Origin of the sequence: Mucilaginibacter sp. 3215, from assembly GCF_050433785.1 — a bacterium.
In the GTDB taxonomy this organism is placed as follows: domain Bacteria; phylum Bacteroidota; class Bacteroidia; order Sphingobacteriales; family Sphingobacteriaceae; genus Mucilaginibacter.
In genome coordinates, this window is the sequence record NZ_JBNPWO010000011.1 from 21,771 (window position 1) to 40,418 (window position 18,648).

16 protein-coding genes are annotated in these 18,648 nt (G+C 44.2%); 11 read left to right on the top strand and 5 right to left on the bottom strand.

Annotation, left to right across the window (positions count from 1 at the left end):
- Positions 1 to 6 precede the first annotated feature (6 nt).
- Both ABIC84_RS17750 and ABIC84_RS17755 read right to left on the bottom strand, forming a co-directional pair.
- Positions 7 to 1,362, bottom strand: a complete 1,356-nt coding sequence (locus ABIC84_RS17750; protein WP_429264389.1) for a sugar porter family MFS transporter — start codon at positions 1,360 to 1,362, stop codon at positions 7 to 9.
- 107 nt (positions 1,363 to 1,469) lie between these two features.
- Entirely contained in the window at positions 1,470 to 2,504 is a 1,035-nt protein-coding gene (locus tag ABIC84_RS17755; RefSeq protein ID WP_429264390.1) for an aldose epimerase family protein, read from the bottom strand.
- Between the two features lie 238 nt (positions 2,505 to 2,742).
- Here ABIC84_RS17755 and ABIC84_RS17760 point away from each other — a divergent pair, with 238 nt between their 5' ends.
- Entirely contained in the window at positions 2,743 to 3,639 is an 897-nt protein-coding gene (locus ABIC84_RS17760; protein WP_429264391.1) for an AraC family transcriptional regulator, read from the top strand.
- 60 nt (positions 3,640 to 3,699) lie between these two features.
- On the opposite strand, the gene ABIC84_RS17765 is transcribed toward ABIC84_RS17760, so the two are convergent.
- On the bottom strand, positions 3,700 to 6,165 hold the full coding sequence (locus ABIC84_RS17765) for a TonB-dependent receptor domain-containing protein (RefSeq protein WP_429264392.1): 2,466 nt from the start codon (positions 6,163 to 6,165) through the stop codon (positions 3,700 to 3,702).
- Between the two features lie 774 nt (positions 6,166 to 6,939).
- Here ABIC84_RS17765 and ABIC84_RS17770 point away from each other — a divergent pair.
- Genes ABIC84_RS17770 through ABIC84_RS17780 form a run of 3 tightly spaced genes read left to right on the top strand, consistent with a single transcriptional unit; the run spans position 6,940 to position 9,274 of the window.
- On the top strand, positions 6,940 to 8,073 hold the full coding sequence (locus ABIC84_RS17770; protein ID WP_429264393.1) for a sensor histidine kinase: 1,134 nt from the start codon (positions 6,940 to 6,942) through the stop codon (positions 8,071 to 8,073).
- The gene (locus ABIC84_RS17775; RefSeq protein ID WP_091175983.1) at positions 8,070 to 8,810 is read left to right on the top strand and encodes a LytR/AlgR family response regulator transcription factor; all 741 of its coding nucleotides are present in this window, start codon (positions 8,070 to 8,072) and stop codon (positions 8,808 to 8,810) included. The genes ABIC84_RS17770 and ABIC84_RS17775 overlap by 4 nt, the downstream gene beginning before the upstream one ends.
- Positions 8,811 to 8,851: 41 nt before the next feature.
- Entirely contained in the window at positions 8,852 to 9,274 is a 423-nt protein-coding gene (locus tag ABIC84_RS17780) for a DUF1801 domain-containing protein (RefSeq protein ID WP_429264394.1), read from the top strand.
- Between the two features lie 6 nt (positions 9,275 to 9,280).
- On the opposite strand, the gene ABIC84_RS17785 is transcribed toward ABIC84_RS17780, so the two are convergent.
- Positions 9,281 to 11,563, bottom strand: coding sequence for a histidine kinase dimerization/phosphoacceptor domain -containing protein (locus ABIC84_RS17785; protein ID WP_429264395.1), 2,283 nt, complete (start codon positions 11,561 to 11,563; stop codon positions 9,281 to 9,283).
- Between the two features lie 177 nt (positions 11,564 to 11,740).
- Positions 11,741 to 13,189, bottom strand: a complete 1,449-nt coding sequence (locus ABIC84_RS17790) for a PLP-dependent aminotransferase family protein (protein WP_429264396.1) — start codon at positions 13,187 to 13,189, stop codon at positions 11,741 to 11,743.
- 92 nt (positions 13,190 to 13,281) lie between these two features.
- Here ABIC84_RS17790 and ABIC84_RS17795 point away from each other — a divergent pair, with 92 nt between their 5' ends.
- From ABIC84_RS17795 to ABIC84_RS17825, 7 genes are all read left to right on the top strand, one after another.
- Complete coding sequence (locus ABIC84_RS17795) at positions 13,282 to 13,749, top strand: GNAT family N-acetyltransferase (RefSeq protein WP_188833980.1); 468 nt, start codon at positions 13,282 to 13,284, stop codon at positions 13,747 to 13,749.
- Between the two features lie 5 nt (positions 13,750 to 13,754).
- Positions 13,755 to 14,957 carry an aminotransferase class V-fold PLP-dependent enzyme gene (locus ABIC84_RS17800; RefSeq protein WP_429264397.1) on the top strand — a complete coding sequence of 401 codons (1,203 nt, stop codon included), beginning with the start codon at positions 13,755 to 13,757 and terminating at the stop codon, positions 14,955 to 14,957.
- Between the two features lie 347 nt (positions 14,958 to 15,304).
- Positions 15,305 to 16,162, top strand: a complete 858-nt coding sequence (locus ABIC84_RS17805) for a helix-turn-helix domain-containing protein (protein WP_429264398.1) — start codon at positions 15,305 to 15,307, stop codon at positions 16,160 to 16,162.
- 67 nt (positions 16,163 to 16,229) lie between these two features.
- Positions 16,230 to 16,802 carry a DUF417 family protein gene (locus ABIC84_RS17810; RefSeq protein ID WP_176622397.1) on the top strand — a complete coding sequence of 191 codons (573 nt, stop codon included), beginning with the start codon at positions 16,230 to 16,232 and terminating at the stop codon, positions 16,800 to 16,802.
- Between the two features lie 20 nt (positions 16,803 to 16,822).
- The gene (locus tag ABIC84_RS17815; RefSeq protein WP_176622395.1) at positions 16,823 to 17,362 is read left to right on the top strand and encodes a carboxymuconolactone decarboxylase family protein; all 540 of its coding nucleotides are present in this window, start codon (positions 16,823 to 16,825) and stop codon (positions 17,360 to 17,362) included.
- 17 nt (positions 17,363 to 17,379) lie between these two features.
- Positions 17,380 to 17,781: a nuclear transport factor 2 family protein gene (locus tag ABIC84_RS17820; RefSeq protein WP_429264399.1), complete on the top strand. Its 402-nt coding sequence runs from the start codon at positions 17,380 to 17,382 to the stop codon at positions 17,779 to 17,781.
- Positions 17,782 to 18,033: 252 nt separating this feature from the next.
- On the top strand, positions 18,034 to 18,636 hold the full coding sequence (locus tag ABIC84_RS17825; protein WP_429264400.1) for a DUF1684 domain-containing protein: 603 nt from the start codon (positions 18,034 to 18,036) through the stop codon (positions 18,634 to 18,636).
- Positions 18,637 to 18,648: the final 12 nt, after the last annotated feature.

Genomic DNA, 18,648 nt, shown 5'->3' on the forward strand with positions numbered 1-18,648 from the left:
TAATTATTAATGTCTTATTAAATTTTCTTCTAACTCTTCAAGGGTTTGGCCTTTGGTTTCTTTCACTTTTTTAAGCACAAACAAAAAGCCTAAAAAGCAGATCACCGCGTACATATAAAAGGGTCCGTAAGTGCCCAGCACCTTAGCCAGTATAGGAAAGGTGAACACCAATATAAAATAGGCAGCCCATAACGATACAATGGCCACTGTTGATGCAGCGCCACGGATCTTGTTAGGGAAGATCTCTGAAATAAGCACCCAGGTTATCGGCGCAAGCGAAAGCGCGTAAGTGCTGATGGCCAGCAACACAAATATGGATACCAGCCCGGCCGCCAGGTGATTTTGCAGCAGGTAAGCCAATACAATATAAAATATGGATAAGCCTAATGAGCCAATGAGCATCAATGGCTTACGGCCAAGCTTATCAACCTGCCACATAGCCAGCAGGGTAAACACCAGGTTAACAATACCGATAGAAACGGTTTCAAACAATTGCTGATTTAAACTTGAACCTACGGAAGCAAAAATGGTTGAAGTATAATTGAATACCACATTGATGCCACAAAACTGTTGAAACACAGCCAGCGTAATACCTATCAATACGGCAGGGCGTACGCTTTTTTCAAATACGGCGCGGTACGATTGCTTTTTTGCGCCGGTAAGCGATTTTTCAATAGCCTGCTGTGTTGAAGTCACAAACTCTTCGGAGCCTATTTTGTAAAGTACCTTTTCGGCATCAGCGTGCCGACCGGCCTTGATCAGCCACCGGGGGCTTTCGGGCAGGGCTATAACCCCTAATAAAAATACCGCGGCAGGTACCGTGCCCAAACCAAACATCCAGCGCCAGGCATTATCGCCGCTGTCGGCCAAAAAATAGTTGCACAGGTTGGTGATCAGGATGCCCAATACTACGGTAAGCTGGTTGATAGCGACATTACGCCCCCGAACCTGTGCCGGGGAAATTTCGGCAATGTACATGGGGCAAAGCATAGATGCCATCCCTACCCCTATGCCCGCTGCAAAACGCAGAATGATAAAATAAGTGAGCCCGGTTGAAAAGGCAATACCCAGTGACGATACCGCGAAAATAAACGCCGCAACCATGAGACCGGGTTTACGGCCGTATTTTTCGGCAATGCGGCCGGCTATGATACAGCCCACGATACAGCCCAGCGCCAGGGAACCGGTAAGGAAGCCCTCCCAAACAGGGTCAAGCGCAAACTCCTTGCGGAGGAACGGCAGCGCACCCGATATTACGGCAAAATCAAAGCCGAACAGGTAACCGCCCAGTGCCGATATAAAGGAGATCCCTATAATATAGCCGCTGTTAAATTTTACTTCTTTTTTAAAATCGATGGTCATTTGATACTGGTTAGTTTCTTCTCTTTATAAATTTACTTTAATAAACCGTTTACTAAATGTAGTCCTTCGCACCTTTGCTTTCAGCTTTAAGCCTTCGGCTTTTAGCTTTATAGGGTGCCAAACTTGTATAAAATACTCTGATTGTATACATCGCCTGCCCGCAATACAGCCTGCGGAAAATCAGGATGATTGATGCTATCCGGATAATGCTGACACTCCAGGCACAACGCATCAAAAGGTTTCGCCCCCCGGCCAGTATGTATAGGCGTAGTGCTGCTTAAATAATCACCGGTGTACAGGAACACGCCGGGATAATCCGTAAAAACCTTAAGGGTGCGCCCCGATGCTTCCTCGGTTAAAAGAGCGGCATAAATTAAGCCGTTCTCCCCGGTTCCACTGTTGATAATGTAAAACAGGTTAAGGCCCTCAACATGGTTTTCATCTATATTAAATTTATCGCCCAGCTTGTTATTATTGAAAGCCTTTTGCCCGGCTGGTATAATTGCCCCGCTCGGCGTATAATCTTCGTGCAAATCCACAATAATATCCGATAGCAGGGTAAGCTTGTGGTTATAGATCTTACTTTTAAATGCCGATAAATTAAAGTAAGCGTGATTGGTAAAATTTGCTATCGTGGCTTTGTTGGTAGTAGCTTTATAATTGATCAGCAATTCATTATCATTGCTCCAGGTATAGATAACCATAAGCTCCAACTTACCGGGATAACCCCCATCGCCATCAGGGCTGGTCAGGGTCATCACTACACCATTATTAAAAGCTTCGGCAGTAAACACCCTATAATTAAAACCGCTTTTACCGGCATGGTTGGAATTTTTTCCATCATTAGCATCCAAATAATAGATCCTGTCATCCAACTTAAACCGGGCATTGCTGATGCGGTTGCCGTACCGACCTATGGTTGAGCCAATGTAGCAGGTATCATTCAAATATCCTTCCAGATTAGGGAAGCCAACCACCACGTTTTCAAAGTGCTGCAGCCTGTCGGGCACCACAACTGATACGATGGCCGCGCCGTAATTGGTAAGTTCAACATAGGCCCCGTTCTCGTTTTCAATTTTGAAAAGATAAACGTTATGACCGTTATGCTGCCCCCATAAACGGGTTGTGGTGTTAACAGCCATGCTTGTTCAGATATTTAAATTGTTTGTTCATAAGTTATCAGCATCATTAAACAGCAAGGTAATTTGCCCAACCTGTTTTAGCCCTAATTGGTTTGGTAAACCTACTATGAAACAAGTGTTAAAAAAATGGATATTCTTTAAAAATTAATGGATAATACTATCATTTGCCGGCAGGTATTAAAATCTTGCCGGGATAAAAAAAATAAATACCTTTAATCGCCAGTTATACAGCAGCGTTATGAATGCGATAGCCGAACCTAAAAAACGGATCAAAGAAGGCTTTATCGGTCAAAAAATGATCGTATTGCCACCAAACATAAAAAAAGCCATCACCAGCAATGCTTTGATCAAAGGCTTTTACCTTACCGCTATAGGCTATTACCCAAAGGCGGCCTTTCATGACCGGGAACGCCGTACAGGCAGTAACGAATATATTTTGCTTTATTGCATAGATGGAGAAGGCTATGTTTATTTAGGGGGCCAGGACCACACCCTTAAACCCAATACTTTTTTCATTATCCCCCGTAACGTGGCACACCGTTATATAAGCTCGGAAACAAATCCCTGGAGCATTTACTGGGTGCACTTCAGCGGGCTAAATTCGCACCTGATCTATGAGCGCTCGCTCGAAAACGGGCAGCCTGTGGTACAATCTGTTCCGTACGACAGCAGCCGGATCAAGCTTTACGAACAGATCTACGCCGTGCTTGAACACAGCTATCATGAAAAAGAAATGGAGATCGTTAACATCAACCTGCTCAATTTCATCTCATCGCTGGTGTATTATAAACAAACAAACCCGGTTGATTATGATAACGATTTTGTGAGCAACTCCATCGCTTATATGAAAAAACACATTAGTCAAAAGTTTGAAGTGATGCATTTGGCAAAACAGCAGGGAATTTCAGCATCACATTATTTGCGGCTGTTTAAACAAAAAACGGGCTCATCACCTATTAACTATTTTAACCTGCTCAAGATTCAAACGTCCTGCCAGTACCTGTACTTTACCGAAAGGAGCATCAAGGAAATTTGCTCAGAACTGGGCTTTGACGACCCTTATTATTTTTCAAGGCTATTTACCAAACTGATTGGCATGTCGCCGTCAAAGTACAGGAAAACACATAAGCGGTAGGCCGACGCGGGTTTTGGCTAAAGCCGGCGGCGCGGAATGCCAGGGAATAAAACAGATAACTTAGTTACTCCTCATCCTTTCACTCTCCTCTTTTGAACCGCTTTCCGGTTTCCCCCGGCCCGCCGGTCTTGTACCACCAAACGACTTTGAATAAGTAAGCTTAATTACCGGGAAACGTCTGGTTTCGGTATTGACAAGTACGTTGCTCTTTATGTCAAAAGCCTCAGGTGTAAGTGTGCCGTACCGCACATGGATCTGTGCAGCACTGAACACATCGGCCACTGATAACTGCAGGCTGCCCCCGTTATTTTTCAGCTCTTTTTTGATCCCTGCATTGATCACCCCAAAACCATCAACCCTCGTTGTGCCATTGTACGCCAGGGAATTGTACTGTCCCGATGCCTCTGCCGAAAAGCTGCCGGACAACTTAAACAACTGGTTAAAATTAAAGGAATATCCGAAGTATGATTTGGTTAATGGATGTAAAGTATAATCCTCCTTAAACTGCCTTAGGCCGCCAACCAGACTATAGGTCATTTCCCACCAGTTGCTCACTTTAACCGGCACATTGGCCTGCAAGGTAAGGTAATTTTGATACGGCAGATTTTGCGGCGAGATGAACAAAATATCGTGCGCGGGGCTTTCGCTGAGCTGATAGCGGGCTATGGCATTATCATCCCGGCTGTAAAGCAGGGAAAAGCTATAGTCGCCATAGTTATAGCCCAGTTTTATATTATTGGTGATGGTTGGTTTAAGAAAAGGATTGCCGGTGTAAACCGCCGTAGGGTCGCTGTATGCAAAGTATGAGGCCAGGTCGTCATATGATGGACGACTGATCCTTTTGGTATAGGACAGCTGCAATTCGGACCGTTCGCCCAGCTTTTTGGTAAACAGCACTGTCGGAAACAGTTTTCCCAGTTTACGGTCTACAATATTGCCGCCGGTTTGCGGATTCTCCATATTGGTGTAGGAATACTCATAACGCGCGCCGGTATTAAGGCTTATGCTTTTGCCCAACTGCCAGGTGAGGGACAGATAAACCGCGCCAATATCCTCTTTCATGTATATGTTCGCGGCGGTCTGCATATTACGCTCCCAGGCTCCATTATTAAAACTTTCGATACCCGATGAGCTTGAACTGCCGGTATGCGTTCCTTTAATACCTGTTTCCAGTTTTAGTAAGGGTGATAGCTGGTTGGCATAATCGGCTTTAAACACGCCTACGTTGATGGCCGTATTGGCAAATCCGCGTTGCCTTTGCGCGCTTACACTGTTGTTGGCGTACACCTGCTCGCCATATTTGTTTACAAAGGACGTATTAACTTCGCTTGGGCTGTTATTTCCATAATGGATATAATCGGCTTCCACGCTTATCTTCTCCCCTTCCTTCAGCACATGTTCAATATTGAGCGAGCTGGTGAGGTTATCCCAATGCCCGTTCCCATTGATATGACCTATATACCTGAGCAATGAATCGGGCAGGATCTTATAGCCCGCGTTACTGTAGGTATAAGTGGGCGAATGGCTGTTGTTATAGCTCAGTGTCCCGCTAAGGGTAGTTTTAGGATCCAGCTTAATATCAGTACCCAGGGTGGCGTTATGATTATTGCTGATCCTTTTAGTTTTTGTGTAAAATTCTGTCTCGGCATTACCTCCGATAAAAGGCATGTACTGACTTCCGGTAATAAAAAGATCGGTATAGGTCCTGTCGTGCTGGAAAGTGTAGGAGCCATACAGGTTAACATTTTGGGTGTTATGATTGAGGTTGATGCCGGCAGTGCCTTTTTCGCCCATGCCGTAACCGCCAGTTAAGGAATAAGAGCCGTTTGTTCCCTGCTTTTTGCTTTTCTTCATTACAATATTGATGATGCCGGCGCTGCCTTCGGCATCGTATCCGGCGGGCGGGGTGCTCAGCAGTTCTATTTTTTCAATATTATCGGCACTGGTACCGTTGAGCAAATTCATGACCTGGGCAAGCGGCATACGCACCAGTTTGCCGTTGATCATTACGGTAGCCCCGCTTTTACCATTTAGCGCAATCCCGTTATCCCGGTGATCGATAGTTACCCCCGGCGAACGCTCCAGCACCTGCAGGGCCGTACTGCCTTTGGTAAGCACACTGCTTTCAACATTTACCACTAAACCATCGCTGCGCTGCTGGTACAATAGCTTATTTGCCCGCACTACCACCTCGCCCAATTGCCGGGTGTCCTCCTTCATTACAATAACAGCAAGATATTTTGCCTCCCTGCTCCCGCTGATTTTAAAAGGTGATGAAAACCAGGTTTGATAGCCGATACTGCTTAACCGCAACCGGTAATTCCCGGAAGGGGCATCCGCGATATTATAGCCTCCCTGCTCATTGGTAAGCATACTTTTAACTGAAGATGAATCTGCAGTTCTGACAAGCGATACAGTAACATATGGCAAGGGCTGGCTGCCGGCCGTGGTAACCCTGCCCGACACCTGGGCATTTACTATTTGTGCCAGGCAAATAAGTAACAGGCTGATGCATAAAGTTTTCATATGGCGTGTGTAACCTTTTTGGAGGTTATGCCGGCAAATAAAAACAGTGCTTTAAACTTTAAAAAACATGAATGATGAGTGACGTGAGATAATTGATGAGATACACAGAAGCGGGTTAATCGGTTTAAAACCAAAACTATATTGCCTTTTTTACGGCTTATATGTTAAAGCCTGCATTTGGTCAATTATTTGTGCAGGTTGATACAATAACGAAATATAAATCAGCGCAATTGCTGTATCTTTAGGTAGGATATTGAAACGTGGTGGGCCTCAGGGTCCTCTGCGAGAGACCCTGATGGGGCGGGAAACAGTTTATAACAGCCGTTGTTGCGAGCCCCCACAGGTACGGGCACTATATAACGGCCGTCATTGCGAGGTACCCATCAGGGAAGCCTAAAAAAAGTGATGACATGTAAAATATATTTTAGCGGTGTTGCGCATGGGCCGCGTTAGGGATTGCAGTGTAAAGCCCGGAGCGCGTAAAAGGGTTGCGGGCAGGAAAGGCGAGGACTTGCAACGGAAAGCCCGGGCCGCAGGCAACGCCCATGTTATAAAATTCACCAAAAAAATATACTTAATAATCAATAACATATGATCACGTCATTATAAGGTACGAAGCAATCCCAAACTATACAGAGGAACTTGCTTGGTTGCTCTGCTTATCGGGGATTGCTTCGTACCTCGCAATGACGGCTGCTTTGTTTTCTTATAAAGTAGGCAGTACCGGCACTTACAGTGGCAGAGATATAGCATCTCAAACAATTAAACGAGAATATGAATAGTTTATCCGTTGATACATTAAACCAAAACTGGCTGTTTAAATACAAGCTGTACCACATCCCATTTTGGTGTGTGTACCATTATTTTTGGTTTACCATAGCGGTGGCTAACCCTGTGGCAGCGGCTAAATCGATGTTTTTTTCGGCTTATAGTGTCAAGATCCTGGCTTATGTAGTTTTCCAGGCGCTGGCGGTATATTTTAACCTTTACTTCTTAATGCCGCGGTTTATGAAAAAAGAGCGGCTTACCCAATATGTAATTTATCTTTCGCTAACCATCATCGGCACATCATCACTTATTAACGGCGGCTATTATTTAAGTGCTTTTTTTGCAGGCTGCTCAGTAAAAAAAATGTTTGGCGTTGATCCGGGCAATTTTATGAGTTTCTATAATACTTCCTTCCCCTCTACCGTAGCCAGTATGACTTTGGGTATGAGTATCAAACTCACCAAAAACTGGCTGCAAACCCAGCACCGCCAGCAGTTGCTCGAAAAAGAGAAACTGGAAACCGAACTTAAATTCCTGAAATACCAGTTTAACCCACATTTTCTGTTCAACAGCATCAACTCCATATTTTTCCTGATCCATAAAAACCCCGGTAAGGCATCGGCATCATTGGCCAAATTTTCTGAATTACTGCGGTACCAGTTGTACGAGTGCAACGACCAGCAAATCTCTTTAGGAAAAGAGCTTAGCTATCTCGAAAACTTTATCGAGCTGGAAAAGCTTCGGCAAAACAATAATGTGCATGTTACCTTTGAGGCAGATGAGCCGATGCCAGGTCATTTAGGCGTAGCCCCCTTTATATTGATGACCTTTGTAGAAAACGCGTTTAAGCATGTATCCAAAGAGGCGGAACAGCCTAACTGGATTGCGATTAGATTGGGACTGAAAAACGATCAGCTCGCTTTTTACATTGCCAACAGCACATCAAACGACTCGGGAACCGCGGTTGTGAACTATGGCGGTATCGGCCTGAAAAATGTAAAGCGCCGGCTTGACCTGGTTTACCCCGATCTTCATAAGCTGGAGATCCAAAATACCGGAGACCGCTTTGAGGTACACCTGCAATTAACTTTAACCGAACTGGAACAATCATCCGCAACCTTTCAAATGGCCTCACTATGATGAACTGTGTAATAATAGATGATGAGCCCTTAGCCCGCGAAGGATTAGCCAGTTATGTACGCGAGGTTGATTTTTTGAATTTAACCGGCACCTGCGAAAACCCGCTCGAACTGATCAAACTACTTGATCACCAGGCTATCGACCTGATATTTTTGGATATCCAGATGCCGAAAATGAATGGTATTGATTTTTTAAAGATCATGCAGAAGCCACCGATGGTGATCATCACCACAGCCTACCCAAGCTATGCATTAGAGGGCTTCCAGCTCAATGTGCTCGATTACCTGCTGAAGCCTATCACGTTCGACCGATTTTTTAAATCGGCCAATAAGGCTAAAGATTATCACCGCCTGCTTAACAATTGGGCCCAGCCCGGTGCACCAAAAACGGAAGCGGATGAAGGCTACTTCTTTATCAAATGCGGTAATAAATACGAAAAGATTTACTTTGATGAAATCCTGTACGTGGAGGGGATGCAAAATTACGTTACCATATTTACTGCCAAAGGCAAATATATCACGCTGCTTAACCTCAAAAGCCTTGAACAAAATTTAGATAACAAACTCTTTATCCGCGTACATAAATCATACATCGTATCAACCGGTAAAATTGATGGTATTGAGGGGAATGATATTTTTATCGGTCAGCACCGCATCCCGATAAGCCGCAATTACCGCGAGCAGGTGATCCGGCAGGTTGTCGCCAATAAACTGTGGGATAAAATAAAATTTTCGTGATATATTTATATATCGTTTTTAACCTTTATCCCGCTTAAGCCATGGCCAAAAACACCAATAAAACCACGGAAACCGTAGCAAGCGTAAGCAATTTCATCAACACCATTACGGATGAGACCAAGCGCGCCGACTGTTTTAAACTTAGCGAATTGATGGAGGAAGCCAGCGGCCACAAAGCAAAAATGTGGGGCCCGGCCATTGTAGGCTTTGGCAGTTATCATTACCAATATGAAAGCGGCCGTGAAGATGACGCGCCGCTTATAGCCTTCTCGCCCCGTAAAAATTCTTTAACGCTCTATCTTCCAGGCTTTGAGAGCAAGGAACAGTTACTGCAAAAATTAGGTAAGCACAAGCAAAGCGGCGGCTGTACGCATATTGTTAAACTGACCGATGTAGATAATACTGTGCTCAAGCAATTGCTCGACGAATCATTTAAACACGCGGAAACAACGCATTGCAAATAAAGATCATTATAAGAAATTGCTTTCTAACTCGCTATGGTGCCTTACTTTCTCAATTTTAAATTCAACACTGATAGTAACACCCGACTTATTTTGAACTTTAAAAGTGCCTCCCAGTTGTTTACTTAAGGCCTTCATCATTTCCATACCTAATGAGGTTACTGTTTTAAGATCAAAGCCGGCCGGCAGCCCTTTTCCGTTGTCGGCAATGGTTAGTATCACACCGTCTTCGCCTACGCGGTTCAACGCGACGACGATCTGCCCGCCTTCACTGCTAAAGGCGTACTTGATAGCATTGGTTATGGCTTCATTAAGTATCAGGCCGAACGGAACAGCCTGGGTCAGATCGAGATAAATGGGTTCAACCACCTGCTCAAACCTGATACGACGGGTAACCGAGTCAAAACAATCGGTTAGGTTGCGGATCAAATCGGTTACGTATGATGGCATATAAATGCTGGCCACATTATCAGCACTATACAATTTATGGTGTATAAGCGCTATGGCCTGCACCCGGTTTTGACTTTCAGTAATGGCTTCAATGGCCGCGTTGTTCTCCAGGTATGCCGATTGCGCGCTTAACAGGCTCATCACAATTTGCAGGTTATTTTTAACCCTGTGATGTACCTCTTTGAGCAACCATTCTTTTTCATTAAGTAATTTTTCCTGTTTACGGTTCAACAGCTGCAATGATTGGTTTTGCTTGTTAATTTCGTTTTGCTGTGCCTGTAAGCGTACATTGCTGCGCTGCTTTAAACGGTAACGATTATAACCAACCCCCAGCGAAAGCAACAACATTACCGAGCCTCCAATAAGCAAATTACGATCGGCCTGTGCTGCTAAAAACCGGCTGCGCTGCAACTGCTCATTGTTTTTAAGCAGTTGGATATCCTTGGCCTGCAGTTGCAGGTCTTTATTCTTCTTATCCGTATCAAACTCAATTTGCAAAAAGGAGGTGTGCTTGTTATTGTTAACCAGGTAAACCGAATCGGTAAGCATTTTGTAGCGCTGGTAATGCTTAATAGCACTTTGGTACCTGCCCATCCCCGAGTCGGCCTTAAACCAGTTGAGATGGTTCTGTGCCAAAAAAGACAGCACCTTTGTTTTTTGATAAAAACTTTCATTTTCCTGCAGGTAGGGATACGCTTTATTATACTGCCCTGTGGCGATATAATAATTAATATATGACCTTAACATCTCGGTATAATTTGCCCCTGCATCTTTTTTTGACGCCTCCATTTTGTCGATGTACACTTTGGCCATTTTATATTGTTTAAGCCTCATGTAAACCAGGCAAAAATCATAGTAATTTTCAAATCTTTCCTGCGTTGTTGTAAACAGATTCATGTTTTTGAGCAATTGCAGCCGTGCAAGCGCTTTTTCGGGCTGTTCCATTTTATAGTAGCTCATGGCCAGGTTACCGTTTATTACAACTATTGAAGCTGTGTCATTATATTTTTGGGCAATTTTTACAGCCTTATCAAAATAAACAATGGCATCGCCAAATTTATGCAGCGTATAGTACGAAAGGGCGAACCGATTGTATATTGTACACATTTGCAAACTGGTATCACCGCGACCTTCGGCAAGCCTCACCGCTTTCAACTGATACTTCAGAGCGTTATCAGCATCTCCCTGAAAGGTAAGGCAGCCGCCAAGCAGGTTGTACAAACCATCCAGGTCTTTTTTCCCTATCGATTGGTATATTGCCAATGCCGTGCGCAGGTTTTTAACAGCAATATCATATGATCCTTTTATGCTTTGCAGATCGGCCATATCTACCATAGCTGTAGCTTCCCTGTCTTTTAAACCTGCTTGCCTAAAAATATCAATGGCTTTTTGATAATAGGCTATTTTTTTATCCAGGTCCTGGCCTTCATTTCCATAATGCTGCCCAATAATGACATAAGCTTCGGCCATACCCGGCAAATCATCTATCGACTTAAAAAAATTAAACCCCCTTTGGGCCAATGCAGCACCAGCTTTATGATCGCCCTTTTTATTGTTGATCATTGCTGCCATCAACGCAGCATTCCCCTGCCCTTTAACATCATTAAGCTGAATGCTTAATTGTTCGGCTTGTTTCATAAACCGGTAAGAGCTATCTGTTTCCTTTGCTCCCGCGCCCGACTTGAGCAGGATAACACGGCTTAAAGCAAGCAACAGCTTCACTTTGCCGGTATCAGCTTTGCTTTTTTGAATTTGCGATTGCAACGAGGCTGAAGATTGCGCACACAGATGTCCTGTTACACACACAACAGCAACACATAGCGGTAAAAATTTAAATTTCATGATAAAGGGGATAACCATTAAAACGTGCTGCCGTCTTTTAAAAACAGAACTTAAAATACAATAAAAATTTAATAAATGCCTTATAGATAGCTATTTGGCACAACCATAGATAAAACACTAATTTATTACTAATCAGCCATTCAGAAAAAATTAAGTTTATTTGGTGATGTTTGTAGTTCAGGATATAAGGCCATTCGCCAATCTCCCCAACACCTTAAAACTTTCTTCAACCATCTCATCAAAAGCTAACCCAAAACTAATGCGGATAAAATTGGTAAAACGCCCGTCCACACTGAAGATTTGGCCGGGGGCAATACTGATATTGTGCTCTATGGCCAATTGGTAAAGTTCGAAAGCGTTTACTTTTTTATCCAGTTCAACCCAAAGGGCATAACCGCCTTGTGGCCTGCTTATTTTGGTACCCGACGGAAAATGTGCGGCTATAGCCTGTGTATATCGCAAGCACTGTGTATACAGAGCCTTGCGCAAATGCCTCATGTGCAAATCATACCTTCCGGTTTCAAAAAAATGGCCGATAGCCGCTTGCGTTGGTGTTGCCGATGCTATTGAATGCATCATTTTGATATTCAATACCTGTTCTTTAAATCTTGCCGGTGGTATGCACCACCCCACCCGGTAACCGGGCGCTATTGATTTGGATACCGATGAACAAAGGATCACCCAGCCATCCTTATCATAACCTTTGCAGGTGCGCGGACGGCTTTTTCCAAAATAGATCTCACCATAAATATCATCCTCAATTAAGGGAACTTGCTTTTCAGCAAGCAGGCGCACCAGTTGCTGCTTACGCTCATCGGGCATGCAAACCCCTATCGGGTTACTAAAATTGGTAACAAACAGGCATACTTTTACTGGCACTTCATTCATAGCCCGTTCCAGATATTCCAGGTCGAGGCCGGTATCGGGGTAAACCGGAATTTCCAATACTTTCAGGTCCAGGCTAAGCATCACATTGAAAATCCCAAAATAAGTAGGGCTTTCAATGGCAATGGTATCGCCGGGCTTGGTGAGCGCCCTTAAGCAAAATATTAAAGCTTCCAGGCAGCCCTGTGTTGTGATCACATCATCTTCGGTAATATTACCACCCCAATTAAAAGCGTTTTTAGCCACCTGTTTGCGCAAAGCGATATTACCCTGCGGGTTTTCATAAGTGATATTACCTGATGGACTATTACGGATAGATTCCATCATGGATTTACTGAGCTTGGCCAGCGGGATCAGGCTGAGCGGCGGCGATGAGCGCGAGAGCTGCAAAACGCTGTCTTCCGACATGTTACGGTAAACCATCGCAATCATTTCAGCAACGCTGGCCTGTTTAACCTTTTTAAGCGGAGGTTTGGTTTCGGGCACACTCGCAAAACGGGCGGGCAGGTATTTTACATAGTAGCCCGATTTGGTACGTGCCTCTATCAACCCCAGGTTCTCTAACTCAACATAAGCTTTATAAGCAGTACTCATGCTGATGCCCTGTTCCTGGCTCAGCGCCCTTACCGATGGCAGCTTATCGCCGGGTTTGAGCAGGTTTTGTTTAATCTGCTTTTCGATCCGGGCAGCTATCTGCGCGTATAAAAAATCATTATCTGTATTGAGTACCGGGCTTTCCATACAAAAATCTGTTATGCTCAAAATTAATAAAACTGCATCTGTTTTGCCATTGTCGGATGTTTTTATTTTGTATTGATCAAATAATTAAGCACATGGAACTACAGGTTATCGATTATCAGCCACAACATGCCCCCTACTTTGAAAAGTTTAACAAGGCATGGCTCGAAGAGTATTTTACCGTTGAGCCTTTTGATAAATGGGTATTGGAAAATCCCGACGAGGCCATCATTAAAACAGGCGGCAGCATTTACTTTGTCACTTCGAACCAAAAAATTATTGGCACAGTAGCATTGCGGTATATGGAAGACGGCGTTTACGAGCTTACCAAAATGGCGGTTGATAAAGACAGTCGCGGGGCTGGCGCCGGTCAGTTTCTATGTCAAACCGGTATTGATAAAGCGCGTGAGTTGGGTGTAAAAAAGTTGGTACTGTTTTCGAACAGGGTGCTCGAAAACGCCATCCACATTTACCGCAAACTGGGCTTTACCGAAATCCCTGTTGAACCCGGCACCTACAAACGTGCCGATATCATGATGGAAATAAACTTTACAAATAACTAAACCTGATGAAAAATATACTAAGCGAACAGGAAGTACAGCAACTAAGGGCCGAAACCCGGGGCACAACAAAAACCATCCACTTCAATAATGCAGGCTCGTCCCTGCACCCAGATGTGGTGGTTGATACCGTGATAGATTACCTGTACGAAGAAGCGCAAAACGGCGGCTACGAAACCGAGTACACATACCGCGAAGAGCTTGAAAACACCTACAACCTCATAGCCCGACTCATCAACGCCCGCAAGGATGAAATTGCCATTGTTGAAAACGCCAGTATCGGCTGGTGGCTTGCCTTTAACGGCATTGATTTTAAACCGGGCGATGAGATCATTACCTGCGAAATGGAATATGTAACCAACCTGATAGGTTTGCTGCACGCTCAAAAAACACTGGGTGTTGAGTTTAAAGTGATCCCTAATGATGATCAGGGTAATTTCCGGCTGCAGGCTTTGGAAGATGCTATTTCTGACCGGACAAAGCTGATAGCCGTAACCCATATCCCCTCAACCGCAGGGGGCATGATCCCGGTAGCAGAGGTAGGCAGGATAGCGCGCAAACACAATATTTTGTACCTGCTTGATGCCTGCCAGAGCGTGGGCCATGTGCCGCTGGATGTGCAGGAAATAGGCTGCGATATGCTGGCCGTAACCGGCAGGAAGTATTTGCGGGCGCCAAGGGGCACGGGATTTCTGTATGTTCGCAAAGAAATTCAGGATAAGCTGAAACTGTTTTTCCTGGATGGCTTTACTACCCAATGGGTAACCCAAACTGATTTTAAACCGCGTAATGATGCCCGCCGTTTTGAAGTGTATGAAAAAAGCCGTGCCTTAACGCTTGGTCTTGGCAAGGCGGTTGAATATGCGCTCAATATCGGTGTTGACCGTACCTGGCAGCGGGTGCAATATTTAGCCGGCTTACTACGCGAAAAACTAAAAAATATTAATGGCATAACCGTTCATGATTTTGGCGATGGGTTATGCGGCATCGTAACTTTTTCGGTAGATGGCATGGAGGCCGCAACGGTAAAAAACAAGCTGGCCGAAAAGCACATCAACGTATCAGTTGGCAAGGCGGTTTCAACCCTCATTTACATGAATAAAAACCACTTAAATAATATTGTAAGGGCTTCCGTGCATTATTATAATACTGAGGAGGAGATTGATACCTTATGCGGAGCTTTAGAGGAGTTGGTTAGAGTGAGTGTTTAACATTCGCACTACTGAGCGCCCCCGCTATTGTTGGTGTTGTCACCAGAAGTGTTCGGAAGATTTTTAATTCCCTCCCTTGGGAGGGGTGCGGTTGGATTTCGTGGTGGCGGGGAGGGGTTTATACGTCGTTTCAGGCGAATAAGTCTGTGAATGAACCCCTCCCTGCACCCTCCCAGGGGAGGGAATCGCACAATCCCTCGCTTTTTTTATTTCATCCGAAAAGCTGTCAACAAACGGCAGCATCTATTGATGTTTTGTAATTTTTGAGCGCAAACTCGGCCTCATAAAAGTCGTTGTCGCTATAAAAAGCAGAGTATATTTATATTAGTGCCATAAATCATTGGCCATTGAAAGCAATCCGCGATAAAGCAGGTGAATTTTTACTTGGGTTACAGGATGTACGGGAAGATATTTTATGTACGCCTGCCCAGTTTTCTGAATATACCGTTTACCTCGTTCCTGAAGGGTCGGGTATTTTCCACGCAGATTTTGGGGCATTCCCTTTTACAGGCCCGGTGTTGTTGTTTTCGACCCCGCTGCAGATTATTTATGTAGATGAGTGCCGCGCCATAAAAAGCAATATCTTACAATTTCACAGTGATTTTTATTGTATCGAGTACCACCGCGAAGAGGTAGCCTGCAACGGGTTATTATTTAACAACATCTATATTGATCCAATAGTTGTGCTTACCCTGCAGGATGTAAAAGTGTTTGAGCTGTTACTGATGCAGATGGACGACGAATTTATGCAGCCGCAACCATCCGAAATTGTATTGCGGGCCTACCTGCAGCTTTTTTTGGCCAAGGCCAGCAGCATAAAAATAAATAGCATCAGTACCGGTGAGGATAAACCCCAAAAAGATGAAATAATGGAAAAGTTCCGGACGTTGCTTAACCAGCATTATCTTGACCTGCATAAACCATCAGATTATGCCTCGTTACTCGCTATATCTTCTGATAATTTAACCCGGCGTTGTGCCAAATACTTCCACAAATCACCATCACAGCTTATCCAGGAACGGCTTATCCTCGAAGCAAAGAAACAGCTCCATTTAACCCGGCAAAGCGTCAAAGAAATTGCCTATAACCTTAAATTCCAGGATGAGTTTTATTTTAGCCGGGTATTTAAAAAGTTCACCAAAGTATCGCCCCAAACTTTTCGCGATAAAACAGGCATCTCCATCGTCGCGGATTTGTACAAATAAAACCCCGTTTCGTCCATGTTTGCGGGGCTCATAGCGTTGTAGTTTTGCTTTATCAAAAAACAACAACATGAAAACTTCAATCATAAACACCATAGCAGGCCTTGATCAGCTTGGTAAAAAAGCAGTCCGTTTCGGAATCGTAGTCGTATTCCTTTGGATAGGCGGGCTAAAATTTTTCACTTACGAAGCCGATGGCGTTGTACCCTTTGTGGCCAACAGTCCGGTGATGTCATTCTTTTACAATCACCCAACCGAATATAAAAAACACATCAATAAAGAAGGCGAACTGATTGCTGCCAACCACCAATGGCATATCGAAAACAACACTTACGGCTTTTCTGTTGGCCTGGGTATTTTCCTGGTAACACTGGGCATACTGGTTGCGCTTTATAAAGTTGCACCAATACCAAGTATGATTGCCAGTATCCTGGTATTTATCATGACTTTGGGCACGCTTTCCTTCCTGGTGACTACGCCCGAAAGCTGGGTACCACATTTAACCGATAACCAATGGGGCTTCCCATACCTGTCAGGCCGCGGTCGTTTGGTTATTAAAGATATTGTGATCCTTGGCGGTGCTATCATGACTATGAGCGAAACCGCGCAACTTTATCTTAAACGTAAAACAACAAGTAAATAATCTTAAACCATAATATAATCATGAAAACTATAAATGTTCCCACCCGCGAACAGGTAAGTGCCGAAGCGCAGGTAATGTTTGATACGTTCACAAAACGTGTTGGTAAAGTGCCTAACCTTTATGCCACTATGGGTTATTCGGCACCTGCACTTAAAATGTTTATGGATATGGAGGATGACATGAGCAAAAGCGTGTTTACCCCCAAAGAAAGGGAAGCTATTGCCCTCATTGTTTCTGAGCTAAACGGTTGTGCCTATTGCTTAGCAGGTCATAGTATGCTGGCCATGAAACGCGGTTTTACTAAAGAACAAACCCTGGATATCAGGAGAGGCCATACAGCTGATGACAGATTGAATGCCATTATCGGTTTAGCCAAATCAATTGTTGAAAATAAAGGTAAAGGCGATGAAACCTTACTAAATAACTTTTTCGAAGCCGGTTTTGATGAAGCCGCTTTGATGGATCTTATTGCCTTTATTACCATACGTGTGTATACTAATTACGTATTTGCCAACACCGAAGTTCCAATAGATTTTCCCGCCGCCGAGCCTCTTAACTAATAGCTAAACATATCATCATGAAAACCACAGAAGAAGTAAAAGGCCAGTTAGCCAATAAGTTTTTAACAGGACTAAAAAATCGTGATTGGGAGCTCATGCGCCCGGCCCTTGCCAATGATGTTACCTGGACCCTGCCAGGAACAAGTTTGCTTTCGGGTCCTGTTGTTGGTGCCGATGACGTGATTAAACGTGCCGGTCAGCTGCGTGATTTTGGGGTAATGGTTCAATTAAACCACATTCTATACGGATTGGATAGTGTAGCCCTGTCGCTTCACAATACTGCCAGCCGTGGCGATTTGATACTGGATGAGCAGGTAGCCATAGTTTGCGATATTACTGATAATAAGATTAGCCGGATAACTACCCATTTGAGTGATATTGAAGGGATCAATAAGTTTTTTATTGAAGGGGTGATTTAACGTCATACAGCATATCATAAACTCATTTTACGTTCCATCAGGGTCTCTCGTAGAGGACCCTGATGTCTTCGCAACGCAAGTACGCCTGTTTGGCGCATGTTATATTATAGTCTCCCGTCACAGTCAGGAACATCCGGGTCCTCTACGAGAGACCCTGATGGACAGGAGCCTGGGCTTGCTTCGTGCCTCGCAAATGACGCTTTTTTTTGAGTTGCATCTACGTTATCTTTGGGCCTAATCCCTGCAATACACATGAAATATTTCATTGTCCTTTTATTTATCTTTTTCATTGGCCAACACAGCTTTGCACAAACTCACAAAGAGCAAATTGCGGCCTTCAGGCAAAATTATAAGGATGATTTTTTAAAAGATCCGCGATCGCCGCTTAAACAGAATGACCTCCAATTTCTAAGGTTTTATGATGCCGACAGTACCTACCGCGTAACTGCCAAAGCTGAACTGCTGACTAATCAACAGACCTTTATCATCCCCACCTTTAGCGGCACAGGCAGCCAGTATGTGCGTTACGCCCAACTTTCGTTTACGCTAAAGGGTAAACCAATGCAGTTAACCATTTACAAAAGCATAGCCCTGTCACAAAACCCTGCTTTCAGCAATTATCTGTTCCTGCCTTTTACCGATGCTACAAACGGCTCTGAAACCTATGGCGGAGGCCGCTATATCGACCTTACTACCAAAGACATTAAAAACGGCTCTATCGTTATTGACTTCAATAAAGCCTACAACCCATACTGCGCTTTCAGCAGCGGCTATTCATGCCCTAAACCTCCCGACGAAAACCGGGTTGATATGGCAGTTGAAGCTGGCGAAAAAAACTTTGGGAAAGGGCATTGATCTAAATCTGCA

Bases quoted from the DNA above. Each gene is read 5' to 3' on its own strand.
- ABIC84_RS17750 (WP_429264389.1), bottom strand. From the start codon at position 1,362: ATGACCATCGATTTTAAAAAAGAAGTAAAATTTAACAGCGGCTATATT.
- ABIC84_RS17755 (WP_429264390.1), bottom strand. From the start codon at position 2,504: ATGGCTGTTAACACCACAACCCGTTTATGGGGGCAGCATAACGGTCAT.
- ABIC84_RS17760 (WP_429264391.1), top strand. From the start codon at position 2,743: ATGAATGCGATAGCCGAACCTAAAAAACGGATCAAAGAAGGCTTTATC.
- ABIC84_RS17765 (WP_429264392.1), bottom strand. From the start codon at position 6,165: ATGAAAACTTTATGCATCAGCCTGTTACTTATTTGCCTGGCACAAATA.
- ABIC84_RS17770 (WP_429264393.1), top strand. From the start codon at position 6,940: ATGAATAGTTTATCCGTTGATACATTAAACCAAAACTGGCTGTTTAAA.
- ABIC84_RS17775 (WP_091175983.1), top strand. From the start codon at position 8,070: ATGATGAACTGTGTAATAATAGATGATGAGCCCTTAGCCCGCGAAGGA.
- ABIC84_RS17780 (WP_429264394.1), top strand. From the start codon at position 8,852: ATGGCCAAAAACACCAATAAAACCACGGAAACCGTAGCAAGCGTAAGC.
- ABIC84_RS17785 (WP_429264395.1), bottom strand. From the start codon at position 11,563: ATGAAATTTAAATTTTTACCGCTATGTGTTGCTGTTGTGTGTGTAACA.
- ABIC84_RS17790 (WP_429264396.1), bottom strand. From the start codon at position 13,189: ATGGAAAGCCCGGTACTCAATACAGATAATGATTTTTTATACGCGCAG.
- ABIC84_RS17795 (WP_188833980.1), top strand. From the start codon at position 13,282: ATGGAACTACAGGTTATCGATTATCAGCCACAACATGCCCCCTACTTT.
- ABIC84_RS17800 (WP_429264397.1), top strand. From the start codon at position 13,755: ATGAAAAATATACTAAGCGAACAGGAAGTACAGCAACTAAGGGCCGAA.
- ABIC84_RS17810 (WP_176622397.1), top strand. From the start codon at position 16,230: ATGAAAACTTCAATCATAAACACCATAGCAGGCCTTGATCAGCTTGGT.
- ABIC84_RS17815 (WP_176622395.1), top strand. From the start codon at position 16,823: ATGAAAACTATAAATGTTCCCACCCGCGAACAGGTAAGTGCCGAAGCG.
- ABIC84_RS17820 (WP_429264399.1), top strand. From the start codon at position 17,380: ATGAAAACCACAGAAGAAGTAAAAGGCCAGTTAGCCAATAAGTTTTTA.
- ABIC84_RS17825 (WP_429264400.1), top strand. From the start codon at position 18,034: ATGAAATATTTCATTGTCCTTTTATTTATCTTTTTCATTGGCCAACAC.